This is a genomic window from Vibrio wakamikoensis, from assembly GCF_050337275.1.
Classification (GTDB): domain Bacteria; phylum Pseudomonadota; class Gammaproteobacteria; order Enterobacterales; family Vibrionaceae; genus Vibrio; species Vibrio chaetopteri.
This window is the reverse complement of sequence record NZ_JAKJST010000013.1, coordinates 208,533-228,197: the sequence shown is the minus strand read 5'-3', so window position 1 is coordinate 228,197 and position 19,665 is coordinate 208,533. Positions and strand designations below refer to the sequence as shown.

Sequence of the window (19,665 nt, the reverse complement as noted above, 5' to 3'; positions counted from 1 at the left end):
CTTGCGACTAACTAACCAAGCGCATGCAACTCCAAACCAAAACCGCCAAGCGTATGGCGTCCGCTTGAGTAACTTGTTAGAAACTCACTCGCTGTGAACGAACGTCTTACAACACTGACAAAGCAACTACTGCCGTTAAACTCAAAGCAACTGGGTTGCTGCACGTTGCTCTTAACCAGAGCATACTTTCAACATTGTTTACACTTGAGGTTTGCTAGAACAAGCCACCCGTATAACTCTCGGTGAAGGTAATTGCCACTAGAACAACGAGTTGGATGTGACCAAATACAATAGGATATTACCCTTGCGCCAAAACTAAATGGCGACAACACCAAAGAAACTGCGATGACCAACACGAATTTGATGCTTAGATTGTGCTCACCGCTTCAGCGAACGACGAACCAGTTACTACCATTTGCTTTATGTTCCAGCAACCTTTCTAACATATATTAGGCCGCACCACGCGCCTATAACTCCCCCCACGCTACCGCCCCTGCTTCAGAACAGTAAAATACCAATTTAACATGAACATCCAATGCAATCAGTTCCTTACGTCACCTCTTAATGTGACATCACTCACGATAAGCAACATTATGCTTATATAACTTCCTGCATACCCTAAAATCAAAGATACTGTTTATTCATACATATTTTATTTACTATGAAATCACTTTATCTCTTACACATCTCTGAATACATGTACACCAGGCAGTACGCAAAGCGAACGATTGAAGCGTACTTATATTGGATTAAGCGATTCATCATTTTTCATGGTATGAAGCACCCTAGAGACATAGGCTCTGAGGAAGTCGAGGCTTACCTTACTTTTCTAGCGACAAAATTACACCTAGCCCCAAAGACACAGAAACTCGCACTAAATGCTCTGCACTTCTTGTATAAAGAAATACAAAAAACACCCTTAGACAAGGAACTGAAGTTTAAGCGTTCAGTCCAGGAGACCAAGCTGCCGGTAGTTTTAACTAAACAAGAAGTATCTCAATTAATTAAATGCACAAATCCTAATTTATTACTACCGATGCAACTTATGTATGGTTCCGGGTTGCGTGTAATGGAATGCGTGAGGCTAAGAGTCAACGATGTTGATTTTGATTATGGCGCTTTGCGTGTATGGCAAGGAAAAGGGGCTAAGAACAGAGTGGTCACCCTTGCCAATGAACTGCGTGGTTCGCTGGAGGAGCAAATTAATAGGGCGAGAAACTATTATCAAATGGACTATCGAACACAGGGGTACGCCGGTGTCTATCTACCGCATGCTTTAACGAGAAAATATCCAAATGCACATCTTGATTTCGGTTGGCACTATTTATTTCCTTCGGCCAAGTTAAGTGAGGATCCAAGGAGCAACTTGCTTCGAAGGCAGCATGTACACCCTTCGACTTTGCAAAGAGCTGTCAGAGCAGCGGCTAAAAAGGCGAACTTAAGTAAAACCGTCACATGTCATACGCTGCGTCATTCTTTCGCGACACACTTACTGGAAAGCGGAGCCGATATTCGCACTGTTCAAGAGCAGCTCGGCCATAACGACGTGAAGACCACACAAATATACACTCATGTGCTAAACAGAGGGGCAAGCGGGGTTACCAGTCCACTATCTAGTATTCTATAGATACACAAAAAAGGAGAGCTTACGCTCTCCTTTTACATAGACCTAAACTGCTAATTAAAGAGCAGCTTTCGCTTTTTCAACTAGAACTGCAAATGCAGCTTTGTCGAATACCGCGATGTCAGCAAGGATCTTACGGTCGATCTCGATAGATGCTTTCTTAAGACCGTTGATGAAACGGCTGTAAGATAGACCATTTTGACGAGATGCCGCGTTGATACGTGCAATCCACAGTTGACGGAATTGACGTTTCTTGTTGCGACGGTCACGGTAAGCGTATTGACCAGCTTTAGTAACTGCTTGGAAAGCTACGCGGTAAACACGTGAACGTGCACCGTAGTAACCTTTAGCTTGTTTTAGAACTTTCTTATGACGTGCACGAGCTTGTACACCACGTTTTACGCGAGGCATTATGTCTCTCCTAAACTAAACGATTGATAAACTAAAAAGAATTAAGCGTATGGCATCATACGAACAACTGCAGCCACTTCACACTTAGGAAGGATTGCATTTGGACGTAGCTGACGCTTGTTCTTAGTAGTACGCTTAGTCAGAATGTGACGTTTTGTAGCGTGCTTAAATTTAATACCACCAGCAGTTTTCTTAAAACGCTTAGCAGCACCTTTGTTGGTTTTCATCTTAGGCATGATGAATAACTCCGCATTGTTGAGTTGTTAAACAATTGTAATTAGGGCGAACAAAACCCAGCCATTCAAGAACGGTTAGGTTTTCTTACTTGTAAAGCCGTTAATTACTTCTTCTTAGGGGCCAATACCATGATCATTTGGCGGCCTTCGATCTTAGTCGGGAAAGACTCTACTACAGCTAAATCTACAGTATCTTCTTTCAGACGGTTAAGAACGTCGACACCAATGTCTTGGTGAGCCATTTCGCGGCCACGGAAGCGAATTGTTACCTTCACTTTGTTGCCGTCTTCTAGGAAACGCGTCAGGTTGCGTAGTTTTACCTGATAGTCTCCAATATCAGTTCCAGGACGGAATTTTACTTCCTTAATCTGAATCTGCTTTTGCTTCTTCTTCTGCTCTTTCGCAGCTTTGCTCTTCTCGAAGAGGAACTTGCCATAGTCCATCACACGACAAACTGGTGGCTCGGCGTTAGGGCTGATCTCTACGAGATCCATACCAGCTTCTACAGCGGCATCCAGTGCTTCTTGAATCGATACGATACCGACAGGTTCACCATCTGCGCCAGTTAAACGAACTTCACGAACGCCACGAATTTCACCGTTCAAACGGTGCTGGTTTTGTTTGGCCGGTTGTTGGCCACGTCTTCCGCCTTTAATAGCTTATTCCTCCAGATTGAGCTTACGGCTTGAAACTTCGGTTTGGATGTATGAAATGAGGTCATCCACTTTAAATTTACCGAGGTCTTTACCTTTGCGTGTACGTACTGCAATTTCGCCGGCTTCCATTTCTTGGTCACCACAAACAAGCATGTACGGGATACGCTTCAAAGTATGTTCGCGGATTTTAAAGCCAATCTTCTCATTTCTCAAGTCCGCTTTGGCTCTAATTCCACTTTTTTGCAGTTTTTGTGTTACTTCTTGAACATAATCAGACTGTTTGTCAGTGATATTCATGATAACAGCTTGTTCTGGCGACAACCACGTTGGGAAGAAGCCAGCGTATTCTTCGATAAGAATACCGATGAAACGCTCAAGAGAACCTAGAATTGCGCGGTGAATCATAACAGGAACTTGACGTTCGTTGTTTTCATCCACGTAAGTTGCACCTAGACGACCCGGTAGGTTGAAGTCTAGCTGAACTGTACCACATTGCCATGCGCGATCTAGGCAGTCGTATAGAGTGAATTCGATCTTAGGACCATAGAACGCACCCTCACCCTCTTGAATCTCGAATGGAATGTCCATCGCTTCAAGAGATTGTTTGAGCGCTTCTTCAGAGCGATCCCAGATTTCATCGCTACCAACACGCTTTTCTGGGCGAGTTGACAGTTTTACTACGATATTGTCGAAACCGAATGTGTTGTACGTATCGTACACCATCTTGATGCAAGATGTTACTTCATCTTGAATTTGGCTTTCAGTACAGAAGATGTGAGCATCATCCTGAGTAAAGCCACGTACACGCATAATGCCGTGCAGTGCACCTGATGGTTCGTTACGGTGACATGAGCCAAACTCAGCCATACGTAGCGGTAGATCACGGTACGATTTTAGACCTTGGTTAAAGATCTGTACGTGACCTGGACAGTTCATCGGCTTAATAGCATATTCACGGTTCTCTGAAGACGTCGTGAACATCGCATCAGCGTATTTGTCCCAGTGACCAGAACGCTCCCAAAGAACGCGATCCATCATAAGCGGACCTTTGACTTCTTGGTAGTCATATTCTGTCAGTTTTTCACGAATGAATACTTCTAAGTCACGGAATACAGACCAACCGTTGTGGTGCCAGAACACCATACCCGGTGCTTCTTGCTGCATGTGGAATAGATCCAACTGCTTACCAATTTTACGGTGGTCACGCTTTGCAGCTTCCTCTAGGCGAGTTAGGTGCGCCTTGAGAGCCTTCTTATCGTGAAACGCAGTGCCGTAGATACGTTGCAGCATCTTGTTGTCACTGTTACCACGCCAATATGCGCCAGCAACGTTCAGCAGTTTAAAGTGCTGACAGAAGCTCATGTTTGGCACATGAGGGCCACGACACATATCGATGTATTCTTCGTGATGGTATAGGCCTGGACGGTCGTCTTTAGAAACGTTCTCGTCAAGGATTTCCATCTTGTATGTTTCGTCGCGACTTTCGAATGTGTCGCGCGCTTCCTGCCAGCTAACCTTTTTCTTGATAACTTGATACTTGGTTTTTGCTAGCTCTTTCATGCGCTTTTCGATTTTTTCCACGTCTTCCATAGTGAGAGACTGGTCTAAATCAACGTCATAGTAGAAACCGCTGTCGATCGTTGGACCGATCGCCATTTTGACGTCTGGGTATAGCTGCTTAATCGCGTGACCAAGCAAGTGAGCACATGAGTGACGAACGATCTCAAGACCATCTTCGTCTTTTACTGTGATGATTTCTAAGCTCGCGTCATTTTCAATCAGATCGCACGCATCAACACGCTCGCCATCTACACGACCAGCGATGGTTGCTTTCGCAAGACCAGGACCGATAGATAGAGCAACATCCATAGTGGATACTGGGTTATCAAATTGACGTTGGCTACCGTCAGGAAGAGTAATTACAGGCATATAAAGTCCTATTACAGTGGTCTTGCACACCAAGCAAGACATGCTTTATTGTCTGGCAATTGAGTTGATAATAATTGCCGCGTTTTCATATGAATGGTTGCCTTTTTTGATGCAAATACGGATGCACCATCCAAAGCAAGCGGCCATTTTAACCAATGCGTACGAAATAACAATCGTAATTTCATAAACTATGAAGTCAGGGAAGAAGTTTGATGAGCCTAAATCTGGTCACGCCATTGTTTTCACTAACAGTGACGTCATCCATCAACGCATTGAGAATGTAGAAGCCGCGGCCCGAAGTGGCCCAGCTTAACGGATCGTCTAGATCTAGCTCTTGAAGCTGTGCACTCAACATTTCATTCATAACGTCAGACTCTAAAGATAAACCTTCGTGGTTGATTGTTATCTCTATTTGTTTGGCAGCGACACGGCAGCCGACTTCAATCACTTTGCCGTCTTTCTCTTGATACCCATGCTCGTAAACATTGTTCGCCAACTCTACCACACACAATTCAAGATCATGAATAATAGGTGTTTGAACGCCCTGCTGCCCCCAAAATTCCAACAGCGCAGTGGCTATCTCTCTTGACGCGTCAGTCGATGATTCAAACTTCCTAAGAAATCTAGTCATTACCTTCCCCGCTTCGACGCACGGCCAACAAACTAACATCATCATCGAACTCTTGGCTTCCTATCATCGTTTTTACCTGCTGCATTACCAGCGACGGCTTGTCCTGCATCACAGCTCCGCGAGTAGAAGCAATCAAGTTCTCTAACGTCTCTTCCCCAAGCATCTCATCATCCATCTGCGCTTCAGTGATGCCATCAGTATAAAACCAAACTTCATCACCCTGTTCTAAGACCAGAGAAGTCGACTCATACGTTGCAAAGTCAAACATACCAATCACAAACCCACTCTCTCCTATCCTCTCAATCGAGCCTGACGACGCCTCCACTTTAATGAGTGGAGGATGACCGGCAAACGCAACATCTAGCTCACCGGTTTTTCTATCAAGCACCGCGTAAACCATAGTGGCGTACAAACCATGGTTGTCATTGATGGTGTAAGTTCTATTGAGGGATGCCAATACGTCACACGCTTTTCTTACTTGACGTTTTCCTTGGAGATCCGTGTACATAGTCGCGGAATCGCCTTGTAAGGTATTTAAAGTATGGTGAATAGAGAAAGAAAGCAGTGCCGATGCGACGCCATGTCCAGAAACATCAAAAATATAAAACGCAGCATAGCGGTCATCAAGCTCAATACAGCCTAACATGTCACCGCCAATCGCCGCTGATGGTTGGTGAACATAGGCCAGTTCGATATCAGAATACGCTCTTTTGATAGGCAGCAGCTTACCAATCAAATCACTCGCAACCATGAGGTCGCTATTGATTTGTGCGTAGGCCGTATTGAGGGCATGGTTTTTCTCAACCAGCTGATTATGCAAATCAAGCGTTCGAAATCCCGCTTTAATTCGCGCATCAAGCTCATCTACAGGCGTATTTTTAGCAACGAAATCATCGGCTCCAGCGTTAATACCGAGCGTTATCGACTTATGATCGTCTTGAGATGAAAGTAATACAAAAAACAGATAGCGATTGTAGTCGTTGGACTTCACTGACTGGCAGAGTTCGACGCCGTCCATATTGGGCATCACCCAATCACTGACAACAAACTGAATATGCTCATGTTTTTCAAGCAGCGATAGCGCTTCAATACCATCACACGCCACTATAATCTCATAGCCGCGTTTTTCGAGCAGTAAACGCAACCTTGCGCGCATGACAGCATCGTCTTCGACCAGCAGAATCGAATACTTTCGCAAAGAAGAGAGAGTACGGCTCGTTAAAATAACGCCACCTAAATTTTAAAGGACTGTTATTTCAAGAATAGTTGGCTCAAATAAAAAAACAACACCATGAGTGAGTCATGATGTTGTTACTATCCAATATGTTAGCTTGCGCTAGAAAAGTATTATGACTGCAGCGCCAACAGATCTGGACGCTTAGTGCACAAAGAAACTGTACTGACTACATTGAGCCCTTCTAGCTCACAGGCTTGAACGCATAAATCAATATTGCTATCACTGGCAACGACAACCACATTGCGGCCGATTGAGCGCTCTAAAACTTGTTGTGCCGTTTCACAATGTGATGCATTCACATCCATTGGTAGAGTACTTACCGCCGATTGACGAGACACACTCAAGTCGGCAATCGTGGCATCGCAGTACACATCCAAAAACGAATAAGACTCACAAAACTCACGCTTAATTGCCGCGAACATTTCAAGTTCGTGCAGTGAAGCTTGTGAAGAGAACACCACCACGCTATGAGCATTCATTGGCTCACCGACAACGGACACAGACGTAGGGAGAGAAAGCGCGTTGGTCATCATTGAAGTGCGAGATGCCTCCAATTGATCAGAAAAAGAAGAACCAACGAGAGAAGAACCGATTTGATACGTTTGCATAGCAACACCTATTTGTTGAGTGTGCCATCCATAGAGTTATGTACATCCTTTGATACGGGAATAATAACAAAATTATATAATTAAATCCCTTCTCATTAACGCCCTGCGTCACAACAATGTAACGCTGGGCGTCAAATTTACTTATGGTAACGAATACCTATAGTGCTCTCACATTAAACACATGCTCGACACCACTGATCGCCGATAACAACTCGTCAGTCGGCTGATTCTCGATATCCAAAATGGTATACGCCACTTCGTCACGGCTCTTGTTAAGCATATCCAACACGTTAATATTAAGATCGGCCAATAGAGAGAGCACCGTACCCAGCACCTTAGGGACGTTGTCGTTGGCAAATGTGATCCTGTAGCCCTCGGCTCGCTCTAGGGTAATCTGAGGAAAGTTGACTGAGTTGGTAATGTTGCCGTTCTCCAAAAAATCAATGAGCTGCATTGCCCCCATCACAGCGCAGTTTTCTTCCGCTTCTGCCGTTGACGCACCGATATGCGGCATCAGAATGACTCCCTCTCGCCCTATCAAAGATGGCGTTGGAAAATCGGTTACATACTGCCCAACTTGACCATTTTCAAGCGCGGTAACGACCGCATCAGTATCAACGATTTCTTTACGAGCAAAATTCAGTAGCACTAGGCCAGGTTTGGCCGCAGCCAATAACTCGCTGCTAATCAATCCGATAGTGGCAGGTAGCGCAGGAACATGTACGGTGACAAAGTCACATTTACTAATCAGTGATTGCAAGTTTTCAGCACGTTGAATACGGCTCGACAAGCGCCACGCAGCCTCAACACTCAGCGCAGAGTCAAACCCAATGACCTCCATGCCTAAATCAATCGCCGTGTTCGCTACTGAAGCACCTATTGCCCCCAAGCCAATAACACCCAGCGTCTTACCTTTGATCTCAGATCCAGAGAAGCGCTTTTTCTCTTTTTCTAACAGCTTGTCCATCGCCGTCGCGTCAGAAAGTTCAGTGAGAGACTGGGAGTACTGCATACCACCACAAACATCACGCGCAGAGAGCAACAAACCTGTTAATACTAATTCTTTAACGGCATTCGCATTGGCACCCGGTGTATTAAACACCACAATGCCATTTTCGGTGCAGGCCTGGATAGGAATGTTGTTCACCCCCGCCCCGCAGCGCGCAATGGCTTTGACACTCGGTGCAATCGGTTCATCATGCAGTTTTTGGCTTCTTAAAAGAATCGCGTCAGGCGTACTAAACTCGCTCGAGACTTCGTAAATATCACGAGAAAATTTATCTAGTCCTTTATTCGCAATCGCGTTGTAGGTTTTTATTTGTTTCATTATTGGTTCCACTTTAAGTTGAAAATCCTTTTCTACCCATCAGTGCACTTTACTCGTCCCAATACTGGCGTTTTTTTGTTGTGCCAGAGACAACAAAGCACCTGATAAGCAGGTGCTTTGTTCTTTATTTAGTGACTTCTGCGTAAGCCCAATCTAGCCAAGGTAGCAATGCTTCAATATCCGCAGCCTCGACCGTGGCACCCGCCCATATCCTTAAGCCGGCCGGCGCATCACGATACGCACCAATGTCATAAGCGACTTGCTCTTCATCAAGCAGCTTAATCAGCGCTTTTACCTGCTCTTCCGTCGCATCTAGTGTCAAACACACGCTTGTGTTAGAGCGCTGATCAGGCTGTTTCGCTAAAAATTGAATCCAATCTCGTGATTCAACAAAATTGGTCAGTACCGTTAGGTTGGCTTGAGACTTCTCAATTGCCGCGTCTACACCGCCAATTCCATCAACCCAATCTAGCGCATCAATGTAATCCACCACACACAGCATGGAAGGCGTATTAATGGTGGCACCTTTGAAAATGCCTTCGATTAACTTGCCGCCTTTCGTCATACGGAAGATCTTCGGTAGAGGCCATGAAGGCGTGTAGCTCTCAAGGCGCTCTACCGCTTTGGGACTCAACACAATCACGCCGTGACCGCCCTCCCCACCTAGCACTTTCTGCCAGCTGTAGGTCACCACATCGAGTTTTTCCCAAGGCATTGGCATTGCAAAAACCGCTGAGGTTGCATCACAAATCGTTAAACCTTCGCGCTCTTCACTAATCCAATCACCATTAGGTACTTTTACGCCAGACGTAGTACCGTTCCAAGTAAACACAGCGTCATGGCTTGGATTAGCCAAAGATAAATCTGGCAGCTCACCGTAATCGGCCAGATAGCTGTTCACATCATCTAACTTCAGCTGCTTAGTGATATCAGTTAACCAACCAGAACCAAATGATTCCCAGTGGAAAACATCGACTGGACGTGCACCTAGCATCGACCACATCACCATTTCCATCGCACCTGTATCAGAGCCTGCAACAATACCAACGCGGTAGTCATCAGGAATGCCTAAAATTGCTTTGGTTTTTGCGATAGATTCAGCCAGCACCGCTTTACCTAATGATGAGCGGTGACTGCGACCCAGTGAGGCGGTATCTAAACTTGATAACTGATAACCAGGGCGCTTGCTGCAAGGCCCAGATGAGAAATTGGGATTAGCGGGTTTAATTTGCGGTTTCATTTGGCTTCCTGCCTGTAACTAATTGAATAACTATTCAACACCTTGTCTGAAAAATAGCCGAAACGCAAGCCCACAAAAGGTAAAACACGATGCTACCAATGATTTTAACGCATAAAAAAAGCAGCACCCAAAGGCGCTGCTTTTACAACTTAATGATGAGTGGCAGCTGACTAGCCGACAACACCCACAGCGGCTTGCATAATGATGCCGCAGATATAAGCACCATACGTACCGAGCGCATAGCCTAGTACAGCCATCAAAATACCCACAGGCGCAAGTGACGGGTGGAAAGCAGCCGCTACCACAGGCGCAGATGCTGCACCACCAACGTTTGCTTGGCTACCCACTGCCATAAAGAACAGCGGCGCTTTAATCAGCTTCGCAACGCCAATCATTAGCAGTGCGTGAATCGTCAGCCAAGTGATACCAATAAAGAAATAACCTGGATTGTCAAGAATCGCTGTCACATCCATTTGCATACCAATAGTCGCGACGAGAATGTAGATGAATGCAGAACCGATTTTTGATGCACCCGCATGCTCAAGAGTACGCGCTGACTTGGACGTAGAAGCAATCAGTGCGAACGTAGTCACCAGTACGATTAACCAGAAAAAACCAGATGTTAAGCTGTATTTCTCAAGCTCTGGCGCATTAGTCGCAATCCAAGGAGTAATAAGATCTGAGCCAAAATGCGCCAAACCAGTTAGACCAAACGCAATAGCAACAACTTTCATCATATCCGTTGTTGTAATTGGACGAGAGTTCTCTTCTTCGTACTTCGCTACTGTCTCTTTAAGCTCATCAATGGATGTGGTGTCTGCTTTTAGCCACGCGTCCATTTTCTTCTGACGACCTGCCATAATCAGCAGGATTGCCATCCAAATGTTGGCACAGATAACGTCAACGGTGATCATTGCAGAGAACAACTGGTCACCCACACCAAACACTTCTTTCATCGCCGCTTGGTTAGCACCACCACCAATCCATGAGCCTGCAACGGTAGTAAGGCCGCGCCACACATCACCAGAAACAAGGTCAGGGTTGATGAAATCTAAAATAACAATCGCGGCTGGGCCGCCGATGATAATACCTAGCGTACCCGTCAAGAACATGATGACGGCTTTAGAGCCAAGACCAAAGATCTTCTTAAGATCAGCAGAGACAATGAGCAGCACTAGTGCGCCAGGAAGAAGATAGCGACTTGCAACGAAGTACAAGTTAGACGCCGAGCCATCAATCAAACCAGTAGTATTGAGCAATGACGGTAGAAAGTAACACAGCAACAGGCCAGGGACGACGGAATAGAATTTTTTCCATAGAGGGTTGCTACTGCTTTCAGTAATAAAAACAGCGCCTAGGATAACGGCTAGTAAACCCATAATGACAGCATCATTAGCGATCATGTCGATAAATCTCCTTAACTGATGTCTTCTTGAAACAATTAGACACATTTTCGTAGTTGGCCGAGACTATACCGATAACGCTCGCCTGCCACAAACTTTAACAATCTTTACGCAATAAGCATGAATAATTAACCAGTCATTACGATAGGCAATACTTTACTCATAATGGTAATTTGTGAAAAACATTGTTCAAAAAAACATCTCAACCAACTATTAATCTTTTCTTTCAGTCAGTTAGCGTAAATACCTATACTTTTAACACCTTGATAACCCGCAAAATCAACGGTAGCAAAAAGATAACCAACCAAGTGCAACTCACTGCATCATTTTTGTTAAAGCGGTCAATTTATGTACCCTCACACAATCACAATTGTTTGATCTAAATCACATATCGTAGCCAGGTTTTGCAACTTTTAAGTCAAATTTAACCCAATCATACTTCGCAATTACCCCTCTCGCGGTCTACTGAGTACAAAATTCCAATGATTAACCTCGAATACTGGATCTTTATACAGCCACCGCATATACTGTTTTTACATACAGTAATTCATGAGGTGTAGTTATGTTGCAAGAAAAACTAGAACGCATCAACGAGCTGCGTAAAAAAGCGATGGCCAATCCTGAATTCATGAAATCCGCACAAGCTCATGCTGAAGCATTAGAAACTGAGTATCACCCAGCGCAGCCAAAACGGAGTAAAAAGCCCAAAACCTTATCCGATATCTACCAAGGCTACGATTTCGGCATCTAAAGCAAACTCTATTCGTTTCACAGAAGGAGGGAAATCTCCCCTCCTTCTCACTCAATCAAATCTGTTGATCCCCTCCTTGCTGCCAATATTGCAGGTCGTCTCACAAAACCTGGTCATAGTGGCTATTTGTATACAAAGTGAAGTATTATTGTTTTAACAAGGAACGAAAACTGTAGAGTGCTGTAATCCAATGGGAAACCTGAAAAACTCAGTCAATAAAGGTGTCAAAACCAAAGTCGCAGGACAGACACAAGATGACGTGGTCTATTGCCATATTTTCGATGCTATTCTCGAACAGCGATTGCCACCTGCCACTAAACTCAGTGAAGAGGCATTAGCCGAGATCTTTGGCGTTAGCAGAACCATTATCCGCCGTGCCTTATTAAGGCTATCCATCGAAAAGGTTATCGACATCAAGCCTAACCGAGGTGCGACTGTTTCAGCCCCTTCTGTCGAGGAAGCGAAACAAATATTCAAAGCTCGAGAAGTACTGGAAAACGCAATCATTGAACTGGCTGTTGAGAATGCAACCAAGTTACAAATAGATGAATGTCGAAAGCTAGTAGAAGAAGAAAACCAAGCCTTTGCACAAGATGACTACGGTAAAGGGCTGAGACTTTCCGGTGAGTTCCATATCAAACTCGCAGAAATGGCAGACAATGCTCCCCTATTGGCATTCCAAAGAAGCATCGTATCGCAGTCTTCTCTGCTAATCGCCATGTATGAAACTGGCAACCACTCTAATTGCTCTCAAGATGAACATAGTGAATTGCTCAACGCGATCGAGACTGGTGATAAGCAACAAGCGCTGGATCTAATGGGCGAGCACCTTGAGCATATTCGCTCTAAGCTCAACTTAGATGACAGCACCGCTTCCAATGACCTGCATGTCGTGTTCTCAGATGTTTTGAAGAACAAAGCGAGCTAATTCCGAGGCCAGCATTCAATATGCTGGTCTTTTTACATTCCCTTCTTATCTTGATGAAACGACAATTCAACTGTACTTTGCATCGATGATTTATAGTATCAAACACGCCGTTCTTCGCCTCTCTGCAACCCCCGTCAAACCAACAACCTAGCCCCAATCTCCAATTTGACCTCGATCTCAACCCATTAGAAATGTTGCTAACTTGTAAATTAATAGTTGACCTCGTGGTCAATTTAGCCAATTATTGACCCGAAGGTCAGAAAAATAATTTCAAGAATATACTGTACAAGGAGGTCTCTTGATTACCTTTTTACTCAATCAAGAAATCAGACAGGAAGTAAATGTTTCCCCAAACATGACGGTGCTGAACTATCTGCGCAATCATGTGAATAAAACAGGCACCAAGGAAGGATGCGGTTCTGGTGATTGCGGTGCATGTACCGTGGTTCTCGGTGAGCTCGTCGACGGCAAACTCGAGTATCGCAGCGTTAACTCCTGCCTGACGTTCATTTCTGCTCTTCATGGCAAGCAACTTATCACGGTAGAAGATCTGCAAGCCCGTGATAAATCACTTCACCCAGTTCAACAAGCCATTGTCGACTTTCACGGCTCTCAGTGCGGCTACTGTACGCCTGGATTCATCATGTCGATGTTCGCGCTTACTAAGAACAAGCCGAATGCAAACAAGGCCGATGTGATGGAGTCTCTAGCTGGCAATCTCTGCCGCTGCACGGGTTACCGACCTATCGTCGATTCTGCATTGTCACTGTGTTCGGAACAACAAATCATTGACCAATTTTCAGAGCTTGAACGAGCGACCATCGCTAAACTTGAAAAGATACAAACTGAGGAAGCAAGTCTTAGACTTGGGCACCTTACTGCGTTTTCTCCAAAGAACACTGAAGAGCTTGCCAAACTATATAAAGCTCATCCACAAGCAAAACTGGTTGCCGGTGGTACCGATTTGGCGCTCGAAGTTACCCAATTCCACCGCGAGATAGAAACGCTCATCAGTGTGAATCTAGTGGAAGAGATGAAGGTATGCCAAGAGACAGAAGACAGCCTAGAGATTGGTGCAAACCTGCCAATCAGCGATGCCTATACACTACTAAACAAGCACTACCCCGATTTCGGCGAACTTTTGCACCGCTTCGCCTCTTTGCAAGTTAGAAATCAAGGTACCATAGGTGGCAATATTGCTAACGCTTCTCCTATCGGAGACACACCTCCTCTGCTCATCGCTCTTGATGCAAAAATCCAATTACGCTGCGGTGCTGAAACACGCGTCATGCCCATTGAGGACTACTTCATCAGCTACAAAGTCACCGCGCAGCAACCTAGCGAGTTCATTGAAAAGATAATTATACCTAAGCCATCATCAAGCACATTCCGAGCTTATAAACTCTCGAAACGTCTAGATGACGACATCTCTGCAGTTTGCGGTGCATTCAGTATTGAAGTGAAAGATAACAATGTCGTGAGTGCTCGTATCGCCTTTGGCGGCATGGCTGCAACACCTAAACGAGCAATATCTTGTGAGCAGACGTTGGTCGGACAGCCTTGGAATGAAGAAACCATTGGCAAGGCAATGGAAGCACTTAGTAATGACTTTGAACCCCTTTCGGATTTTCGCGCAAGCCAAACTTACCGAAGCCTCACTGCCGCCAATATGCTCAAGCGCTATTACATCGAAACAAACAACACCAACAACCTGATTGAAACGAGGGTAACATCTTATGTCTAATGTGAATCATCAGCAGCTGACTCACGAAGAGATGGTTGCTATCGTCAAACAAGATCTTAAAACAGGTGTTGGTAAAAGCGTTAAGCACGACAGCGCACCAAAACAAGTGACGGGTGACGCTGTCTATATCGATGACAGACTTGAGTTCCCTAACCAGCTTCATGTCTACGCGCTACTGAGTACGCAAGCACACGCAAAAATCACTAAGATAGACGTCTCTCCTTGTTATGACTTCGCTGGTGTTGCTATTGCGATTACATCCAAAGACGTGCCAGGACAGCTTGATATTGGCGCTATCCTTCCAGGTGATCCTCTGCTTGCCGATGGCATCGTCGAGTACTACGGTCAACCCGTCATCGCAGTGGCGGCGAGCGATCTAGAAACTGCCAGAAAAGCAGCGCACGCAGCCATCGTTGAATACGAACCGCTGCCTGCCATTCTGGATGTCAAAGAAGCACTCGCGAAAAAGCATTTCGTGACAGAAAGCCACCAGCAAAAGCGCGGTGACTCAGTCAAAGCACTTGCCAACGCTAAGCACGTCATCGAGGGTGACATCGAAATTGGCGGTCAAGAACACTTCTACCTCGAAACACAAGTTAGCAGCGTTATGCCAACCGAAGACGGCGGCATGATTGTCTATACCTCTACGCAAAACCCGACAGAGGTGCAAAAGCTGGTCTCTGAGGTACTTGGGGTTGCGATGCACAAAGTCGTTATCGATATGCGCCGCATGGGTGGCGGTTTTGGTGGTAAGGAAACGCAAGCGGCTGCGCCTGCTTGTATGGCGGCAGTTATCGCGCATTTGACAGGTCGACCAACCAAGATGCGACTGCTTCGTAATGAAGATATGACCATGACCGGTAAACGTCACCCATTCTACAACCAATATAAGATTGGGTTTGATGATAATGGCGTGATTCAAGGTGCCGATATTGTTGTCGCGGGTAACTGTGGCTACTCGCCAGATCTTTCGAGCTCGATTGTCGACCGTGCCATGTTCCACTCTGACAATGCTTATTACTTAGGTGATGCGACCGTTACCGGACACCGCTGCAAAACCAATACGGCGTCGAACACCGCTTACCGTGGTTTTGGTGGTCCTCAGGGGATGATGACCATTGAACACATCATGGATGAGATCGCACGCTACCTAAACAAAGACCCGTTAGAAGTCCGTAAAGCCAACTACTACGGCGAAGAAGGTCGAAACGTTACTCACTATTATCAAACCGTAGAAGATAACTTCCTTCCTGAAATCACTGAGCAGTTAGAGCAAAGCAGTGATTACCACGCAAGACGAAAAGAGATCGCTGAGTTCAACAAAAACAGCCCAATTTTGAAAAAGGGATTGTCGATCACGCCCGTCAAATTTGGTATCTCGTTTACCGCCACCTTCCTAAACCAAGCCGGCGCACTTATTCATATCTATACTGATGGCAGTATTCACCTAAACCACGGTGGTACTGAGATGGGTCAAGGTCTGAATATCAAAGTGGCGCAAATCGTTGCAGAGGAGTTTCAAGTAGATGTTGACCGTATCCAAATCACCGCTACCAACACCGACAAGGTGCCGAACACCTCGCCCACGGCGGCCTCATCGGGCGCCGATCTCAACGGTAAAGCCGCACAAAACGCCGCAATAACCATTAAACAGCGTCTGATTGAGTTTGCTTCTTCTCACTTTAAAGTCACCCCTGAAGAAGTGCTGTTTAAAAATGGCATGGTACAAATTCGTGAGCAGATCATGACATTTGCCGACTTTGCAAAACTAGCGTGGATGAACCAAATCTCACTATCGAGCACAGGTTTTTATCGCACGCCTAAAATTTACTATGACCATGAGAAAGCACGTGGCCGCCCATTCTATTACTACGCTTACGGCGCGTCGTGTTCAGAAGTCATCATCGACACCCTCACTGGCGAGTACAAAATCTTGCGCGTGGATATCTTGCATGATGTAGGCGCATCACTGAACCCTGCGATCGATATTGGTCAGGTTGAAGGTGGATTTGTTCAAGGTGTGGGGTGGTTAACAACTGAAGAGCTCGTCTGGAACGAGCAAGGACGATTGATGACCAATGGCCCAGCAAGTTACAAGATCCCAGCCATTGCTGACATGCCTATTGATTTTAGAACGCATCTGCTCGAAAACCGAAGTAACCCTGAAGACACAGTGTTCAACTCCAAAGCGGTGGGTGAACCGCCTTTCATGCTAGGCATGTCGGTATGGAGCGCACTAAAAGACGCCATCTCATATGTCGCCGTTGATGGTGCGATTCCTAAACTGGATACACCAGCAACACCGGAGCGTGTGTTAATGGCGGTACAGGCCGTGACACAAGGACAAAGCGTTAGCACGGCATCCTTCACGGAAACCAATTAACAGGAGGTCACTATGTTTAAGGATAACTGGATTCATGAGCTTGCTAGGCTAGAAGAACAACACGAACCTTGTGTCATGGTGACGGTACTTGAAGATCGCGGCTCCGTGCCGCGAGATGCGGGTACAAAAATGCTAGTAACTCGCGATAACATCATCGCGACCATTGGTGGCGGTCATTTAGAGCATGTCGCCTCTAAAATGGCACGAGAAATGCTTCTTTCTGGAGAGCAAAGCCTCAAAGTAGAAAGGTTTAATTTGGGTGCTCGGTTAGGTCAATGCTGCGGTGGTATGGCAACACTCAGCTTTGAACCCATTGGCACTTCGCAAAAGCATTTGGTACTTTTTGGTGCAGGTCATGTGGCAAAAGCACTGGTTCATATTGTCGCTACCCTGCCCTTTAGAGTAACGTGGATTGATGAGCGTGAGGCGGAATTTCCAGAAAACTTGCCGCAAGGCGTCAACAGGCTCGTTACCGACGATCCGGTGGGCGAAATCGCTCAGATGCCACCAAACAGTTATTACCTAGTGATGACTCACAATCATCAACTCGATTTTGACCTAGCTAAAGCGATTATCAAGCGCGGTGACAGCACTTATTTTGGAATGATTGGATCACTGACCAAGCGTAAAAAGTTTGACTTCCGTTTGGCACAACGTGGCTTTGATCAAGATGAGATCAACACCATGACCTGCCCGATCGGTATCGGAGCAGTCACTGGCAAGCACCCAGCAGAAATTGCAGTCTCGGTTGCTGGTGAGCTGATCTCTCACTATCAAGGTAACGCGATAGAGCAAAAGCGCCCAGCGCACACTCGCCAAGAGCAATCACGCCAAGAACTATACCAAGCAGGCTAAAAAGCCGCGAAAGGATTAAAATAATAATACTGCCCAGAAATTTCAGGCGGAGAAAGGAAGTGTCATGACAACACAACGCAAGGCCTACCGTGCCAGCATTTTACATAGCATTGCTGACCCCAAGGATGTGGGGCTGGAAAACTCATACCAATTTTTTGAAGACGGCATGATCGTCGTAGAAAACGGTCACATCGTCGACATCGGCAGCGCAACCGACATATTGGCTAGACACACAAAGCCAATGAAGATTAGAGCTTATAAAGATAAGCTCATCACCTCCGGCTTTATTGATACTCATATCCACTACCCACAAACCGGAATGATCGCCTCTTATGGGGAACAGCTTTTAGATTGGCTGGAAAACTACACCTTCCCAGAGGAACGTCGTTTTAAGAACCCTATTTACGCGCTTAAAGTCGCCAAACTTTTCTTAGACGAACTCGCCAGTAACGGTACGACCACAGCGCTCGTCTTTGGCACCGTGCACAAAGAATCCGTCGACGTGTTTTTTGGTGAGGCAGAGAGACGTAACCTTCGTATGATTTGTGGCAAAGTATTGATGGATCGGAACGCTCCTGACTACTTGACCGACACACCAGAGTCAGGCTATCAAGCCTCTAAAGAGCTCATTGAGAAATGGCATAATCGAGGTAGGCTTCACTACGCTGTCACGCCGAGATTCGCCCCAACCAGTACACCAGAGCAACTCGCAATGGTTGGTAAACTTCTCGAGGAATACCCAGATGTTTACATGCATACGCACCTCTCTGAAAACAAAAAAGAGATCGAGTGGGTTCTCGACTTGTTCCCAGAGCGAGACAGCTACTTAGATGTTTATGATCACTACGGTCTACTTCATAAACGCTCTGTTTTTGCTCATGGTATCCATTTGTCTGACTGTGAGTGTCAACGACTCGCGGATACTGAGTCCGCTATTGCATTTTGCCCAACATCCAACCTATTTCTCGGTTCCGGCTTATTCAAGCTCAATAAAATGGAAGACAAAGGGATCAGAGTCGGCATGGGAACCGACGTAGGCGCAGGAACAAGTTTCTCTATATTACAAACCATGAGTGAAGCGTATAAGATTATGCAGTTGCAACAGGAAAAACTTCACCCTATTAAATCTTTGTATCTCGCAACACTCGGTGGCGCGAAAGCCCTGCACCTCGAGGACAACATCGGTAACTTAGAGGTAGGTAAAGAAGCAGATTTCGTCGTTCTCGATTTGCATGCTACACAGCTAATGCGCTTCAGAATGAACCAAGCAACGACGCTTGAAGAGAAGCTATTCGTATTAATGAGCCTTGGTGATGATCGAACCGTTTGTGAGACGTATATCTATGGCGACCTTGCCTATGATGCCAAAGGTGAACGTGACAAGCGATTAGTAAGCTAAGCGCAGACAACTGCACTACAACAAATAGTCTCCCTCCATTCCCTCCTTGCCTACACAGGCAAGGGGCTTCTTTAAGCGCCCACCAAGTCTCGAGTAGATTCCTGCCTGCGCAGGCAGGGCTCTTTTTTAAGCGCGCACCAAACCTCAACAAGATTCCTGCCTACGCAGGAATGACGTGATTGGTGAGTTCATCGTAAACCCAATTGTCGTCACCCCTGCGTAGGCAGGGGTCTTTTTAAGCGCACACCAGGCCTCAACAAGATTCCTGCCTGCGCAGGAATGACGGGATTGGTGAGTTCATCG

Annotated in this window: 17 protein-coding genes; 7 read left to right on the top strand and 10 right to left on the bottom strand. The window is 45.8% G+C overall.

All coding sequences use genetic code 11. From position 1 onward, the window contains the following. Positions 1–661 precede the first annotated feature (661 nt). Positions 662–1,627 carry an integron integrase gene (locus tag L4C42_RS04140; RefSeq protein WP_429759423.1) on the top strand — a complete coding sequence of 322 codons (966 nt, stop codon included), beginning with the start codon at positions 662–664 and terminating at the stop codon, positions 1,625–1,627. A gap of 54 nt (positions 1,628–1,681) precedes the next feature. Here the strand turns inward: L4C42_RS04140 and rplT are convergent, their stop codons facing one another. The 10 genes from rplT to L4C42_RS04090 all read right to left on the bottom strand — a co-directional run bounded on the left by rplT (position 1,682) and on the right by L4C42_RS04090 (position 11,302). Next, positions 1,682–2,035: a 50S ribosomal protein L20 gene (gene rplT / locus L4C42_RS04135; protein ID WP_004401084.1), complete on the bottom strand. Its 354-nt coding sequence runs from the start codon at positions 2,033–2,035 to the stop codon at positions 1,682–1,684. A 41-nt stretch (positions 2,036–2,076) separates the two neighbouring features. After that, positions 2,077–2,271 (bottom strand): 50S ribosomal protein L35, encoded by a 195-nt coding sequence (rpmI, locus tag L4C42_RS04130; RefSeq protein WP_019275792.1) that lies wholly within the window; start codon positions 2,269–2,271, stop codon positions 2,077–2,079. 104 nt (positions 2,272–2,375) lie between these two features. Next, positions 2,376–2,927 carry a translation initiation factor IF-3 gene (gene infC, locus L4C42_RS04125; RefSeq protein WP_103879584.1) on the bottom strand — a complete coding sequence of 184 codons (552 nt, stop codon included), beginning with the start codon at positions 2,925–2,927 and terminating at the stop codon, positions 2,376–2,378. Positions 2,928–2,930: 3 nt separating this feature from the next. Beyond that, positions 2,931–4,856: a threonine--tRNA ligase gene (thrS, locus tag L4C42_RS04120; RefSeq protein WP_353496329.1), complete on the bottom strand. Its 1,926-nt coding sequence runs from the start codon at positions 4,854–4,856 to the stop codon at positions 2,931–2,933. A 196-nt stretch (positions 4,857–5,052) separates the two neighbouring features. After that, entirely contained in the window at positions 5,053–5,487 is a 435-nt protein-coding gene (locus L4C42_RS04115; RefSeq protein WP_418642168.1) for an ATP-binding protein, read from the bottom strand. Then, entirely contained in the window at positions 5,480–6,685 is a 1,206-nt protein-coding gene (locus tag L4C42_RS04110) for a PP2C family protein-serine/threonine phosphatase (RefSeq protein ID WP_353496331.1), read from the bottom strand. Before L4C42_RS04110 ends, L4C42_RS04115 begins: the two co-directional genes overlap by 8 nt. 149 nt (positions 6,686–6,834) lie before the next feature. Further along, positions 6,835–7,332 (bottom strand): hypothetical protein, encoded by a 498-nt coding sequence (locus L4C42_RS04105; RefSeq protein WP_353496332.1) that lies wholly within the window; start codon positions 7,330–7,332, stop codon positions 6,835–6,837. A 157-nt stretch (positions 7,333–7,489) separates the two neighbouring features. Beyond that, the gene (locus L4C42_RS04100) at positions 7,490–8,659 is read right to left on the bottom strand and encodes a phosphoglycerate dehydrogenase (protein WP_429759416.1); all 1,170 of its coding nucleotides are present in this window, start codon (positions 8,657–8,659) and stop codon (positions 7,490–7,492) included. Between the two features lie 124 nt (positions 8,660–8,783). After that, the gene (locus tag L4C42_RS04095) at positions 8,784–9,899 is read right to left on the bottom strand and encodes a phosphoserine transaminase (protein ID WP_353496334.1); all 1,116 of its coding nucleotides are present in this window, start codon (positions 9,897–9,899) and stop codon (positions 8,784–8,786) included. A 170-nt stretch (positions 9,900–10,069) separates the two neighbouring features. Beyond that, positions 10,070–11,302 (bottom strand): DUF819 family protein, encoded by a 1,233-nt coding sequence (locus tag L4C42_RS04090; protein ID WP_429759414.1) that lies wholly within the window; start codon positions 11,300–11,302, stop codon positions 10,070–10,072. Between the two features lie 562 nt (positions 11,303–11,864). On the opposite strand from L4C42_RS04090, the gene L4C42_RS04085 reads away from it, so the two are divergent. The 6 genes from L4C42_RS04085 (at position 11,865) to guaD (ending at position 19,362) form a co-directional block, all read left to right on the top strand. Further along, positions 11,865–12,053 carry a hypothetical protein gene (locus tag L4C42_RS04085; RefSeq protein WP_418642160.1) on the top strand — a complete coding sequence of 63 codons (189 nt, stop codon included), beginning with the start codon at positions 11,865–11,867 and terminating at the stop codon, positions 12,051–12,053. A gap of 190 nt (positions 12,054–12,243) precedes the next feature. Further along, on the top strand, positions 12,244–12,981 hold the full coding sequence (locus L4C42_RS04080; RefSeq protein ID WP_418642159.1) for a GntR family transcriptional regulator: 738 nt from the start codon (positions 12,244–12,246) through the stop codon (positions 12,979–12,981). 355 nt (positions 12,982–13,336) lie between these two features. Further along, positions 13,337–14,725 carry a xanthine dehydrogenase small subunit gene (gene xdhA / locus L4C42_RS04075; protein WP_418642276.1) on the top strand — a complete coding sequence of 463 codons (1,389 nt, stop codon included), beginning with the start codon at positions 13,337–13,339 and terminating at the stop codon, positions 14,723–14,725. Continuing rightward, positions 14,718–17,108, top strand: a complete 2,391-nt coding sequence (gene xdhB / locus L4C42_RS04070; protein ID WP_353496339.1) for a xanthine dehydrogenase molybdopterin binding subunit — start codon at positions 14,718–14,720, stop codon at positions 17,106–17,108. Before xdhA ends, xdhB begins: the two co-directional genes overlap by 8 nt. 12 nt (positions 17,109–17,120) lie before the next feature. Next, entirely contained in the window at positions 17,121–17,963 is an 843-nt protein-coding gene (xdhC, locus tag L4C42_RS04065; RefSeq protein ID WP_353496340.1) for a xanthine dehydrogenase accessory protein XdhC, read from the top strand. Positions 17,964–18,027: 64 nt separating this feature from the next. Continuing rightward, positions 18,028–19,362, top strand: coding sequence for a guanine deaminase (gene guaD / locus L4C42_RS04060; RefSeq protein WP_418642158.1), 1,335 nt, complete (start codon positions 18,028–18,030; stop codon positions 19,360–19,362). Positions 19,363–19,665: the final 303 nt, after the last annotated feature.

What these genes read in the sequence shown, in the direction of transcription:
- guaD (WP_418642158.1), top strand. Translation starts at nt 18,028, where the DNA reads ATGACAACACAACGCAAGGCCTACCGTGCCAGCATTTTACATAGCATT.
- thrS (WP_353496329.1), bottom strand. Translation starts at nt 4,856, where the DNA reads ATGCCTGTAATTACTCTTCCTGACGGTAGCCAACGTCAATTTGATAAC.
- L4C42_RS04095 (WP_353496334.1), bottom strand. Translation starts at nt 9,899, where the DNA reads ATGAAACCGCAAATTAAACCCGCTAATCCCAATTTCTCATCTGGGCCT.
- rplT (WP_004401084.1), bottom strand. Translation starts at nt 2,035, where the DNA reads ATGCCTCGCGTAAAACGTGGTGTACAAGCTCGTGCACGTCATAAGAAA.
- L4C42_RS04105 (WP_353496332.1), bottom strand. Translation starts at nt 7,332, where the DNA reads ATGCAAACGTATCAAATCGGTTCTTCTCTCGTTGGTTCTTCTTTTTCT.
- L4C42_RS04090 (WP_429759414.1), bottom strand. Translation starts at nt 11,302, where the DNA reads ATGATCGCTAATGATGCTGTCATTATGGGTTTACTAGCCGTTATCCTA.
- xdhB (WP_353496339.1), top strand. Translation starts at nt 14,718, where the DNA reads ATGTCTAATGTGAATCATCAGCAGCTGACTCACGAAGAGATGGTTGCT.
- L4C42_RS04080 (WP_418642159.1), top strand. Translation starts at nt 12,244, where the DNA reads ATGGGAAACCTGAAAAACTCAGTCAATAAAGGTGTCAAAACCAAAGTC.
- xdhC (WP_353496340.1), top strand. Translation starts at nt 17,121, where the DNA reads ATGTTTAAGGATAACTGGATTCATGAGCTTGCTAGGCTAGAAGAACAA.
- xdhA (WP_418642276.1), top strand. Translation starts at nt 13,337, where the DNA reads ATGACGGTGCTGAACTATCTGCGCAATCATGTGAATAAAACAGGCACC.
- L4C42_RS04100 (WP_429759416.1), bottom strand. Translation starts at nt 8,659, where the DNA reads ATGAAACAAATAAAAACCTACAACGCGATTGCGAATAAAGGACTAGAT.
- rpmI (WP_019275792.1), bottom strand. Translation starts at nt 2,271, where the DNA reads ATGCCTAAGATGAAAACCAACAAAGGTGCTGCTAAGCGTTTTAAGAAA.
- L4C42_RS04140 (WP_429759423.1), top strand. Translation starts at nt 662, where the DNA reads ATGAAATCACTTTATCTCTTACACATCTCTGAATACATGTACACCAGG.
- L4C42_RS04115 (WP_418642168.1), bottom strand. Translation starts at nt 5,487, where the DNA reads ATGACTAGATTTCTTAGGAAGTTTGAATCATCGACTGACGCGTCAAGA.
- L4C42_RS04085 (WP_418642160.1), top strand. Translation starts at nt 11,865, where the DNA reads ATGTTGCAAGAAAAACTAGAACGCATCAACGAGCTGCGTAAAAAAGCG.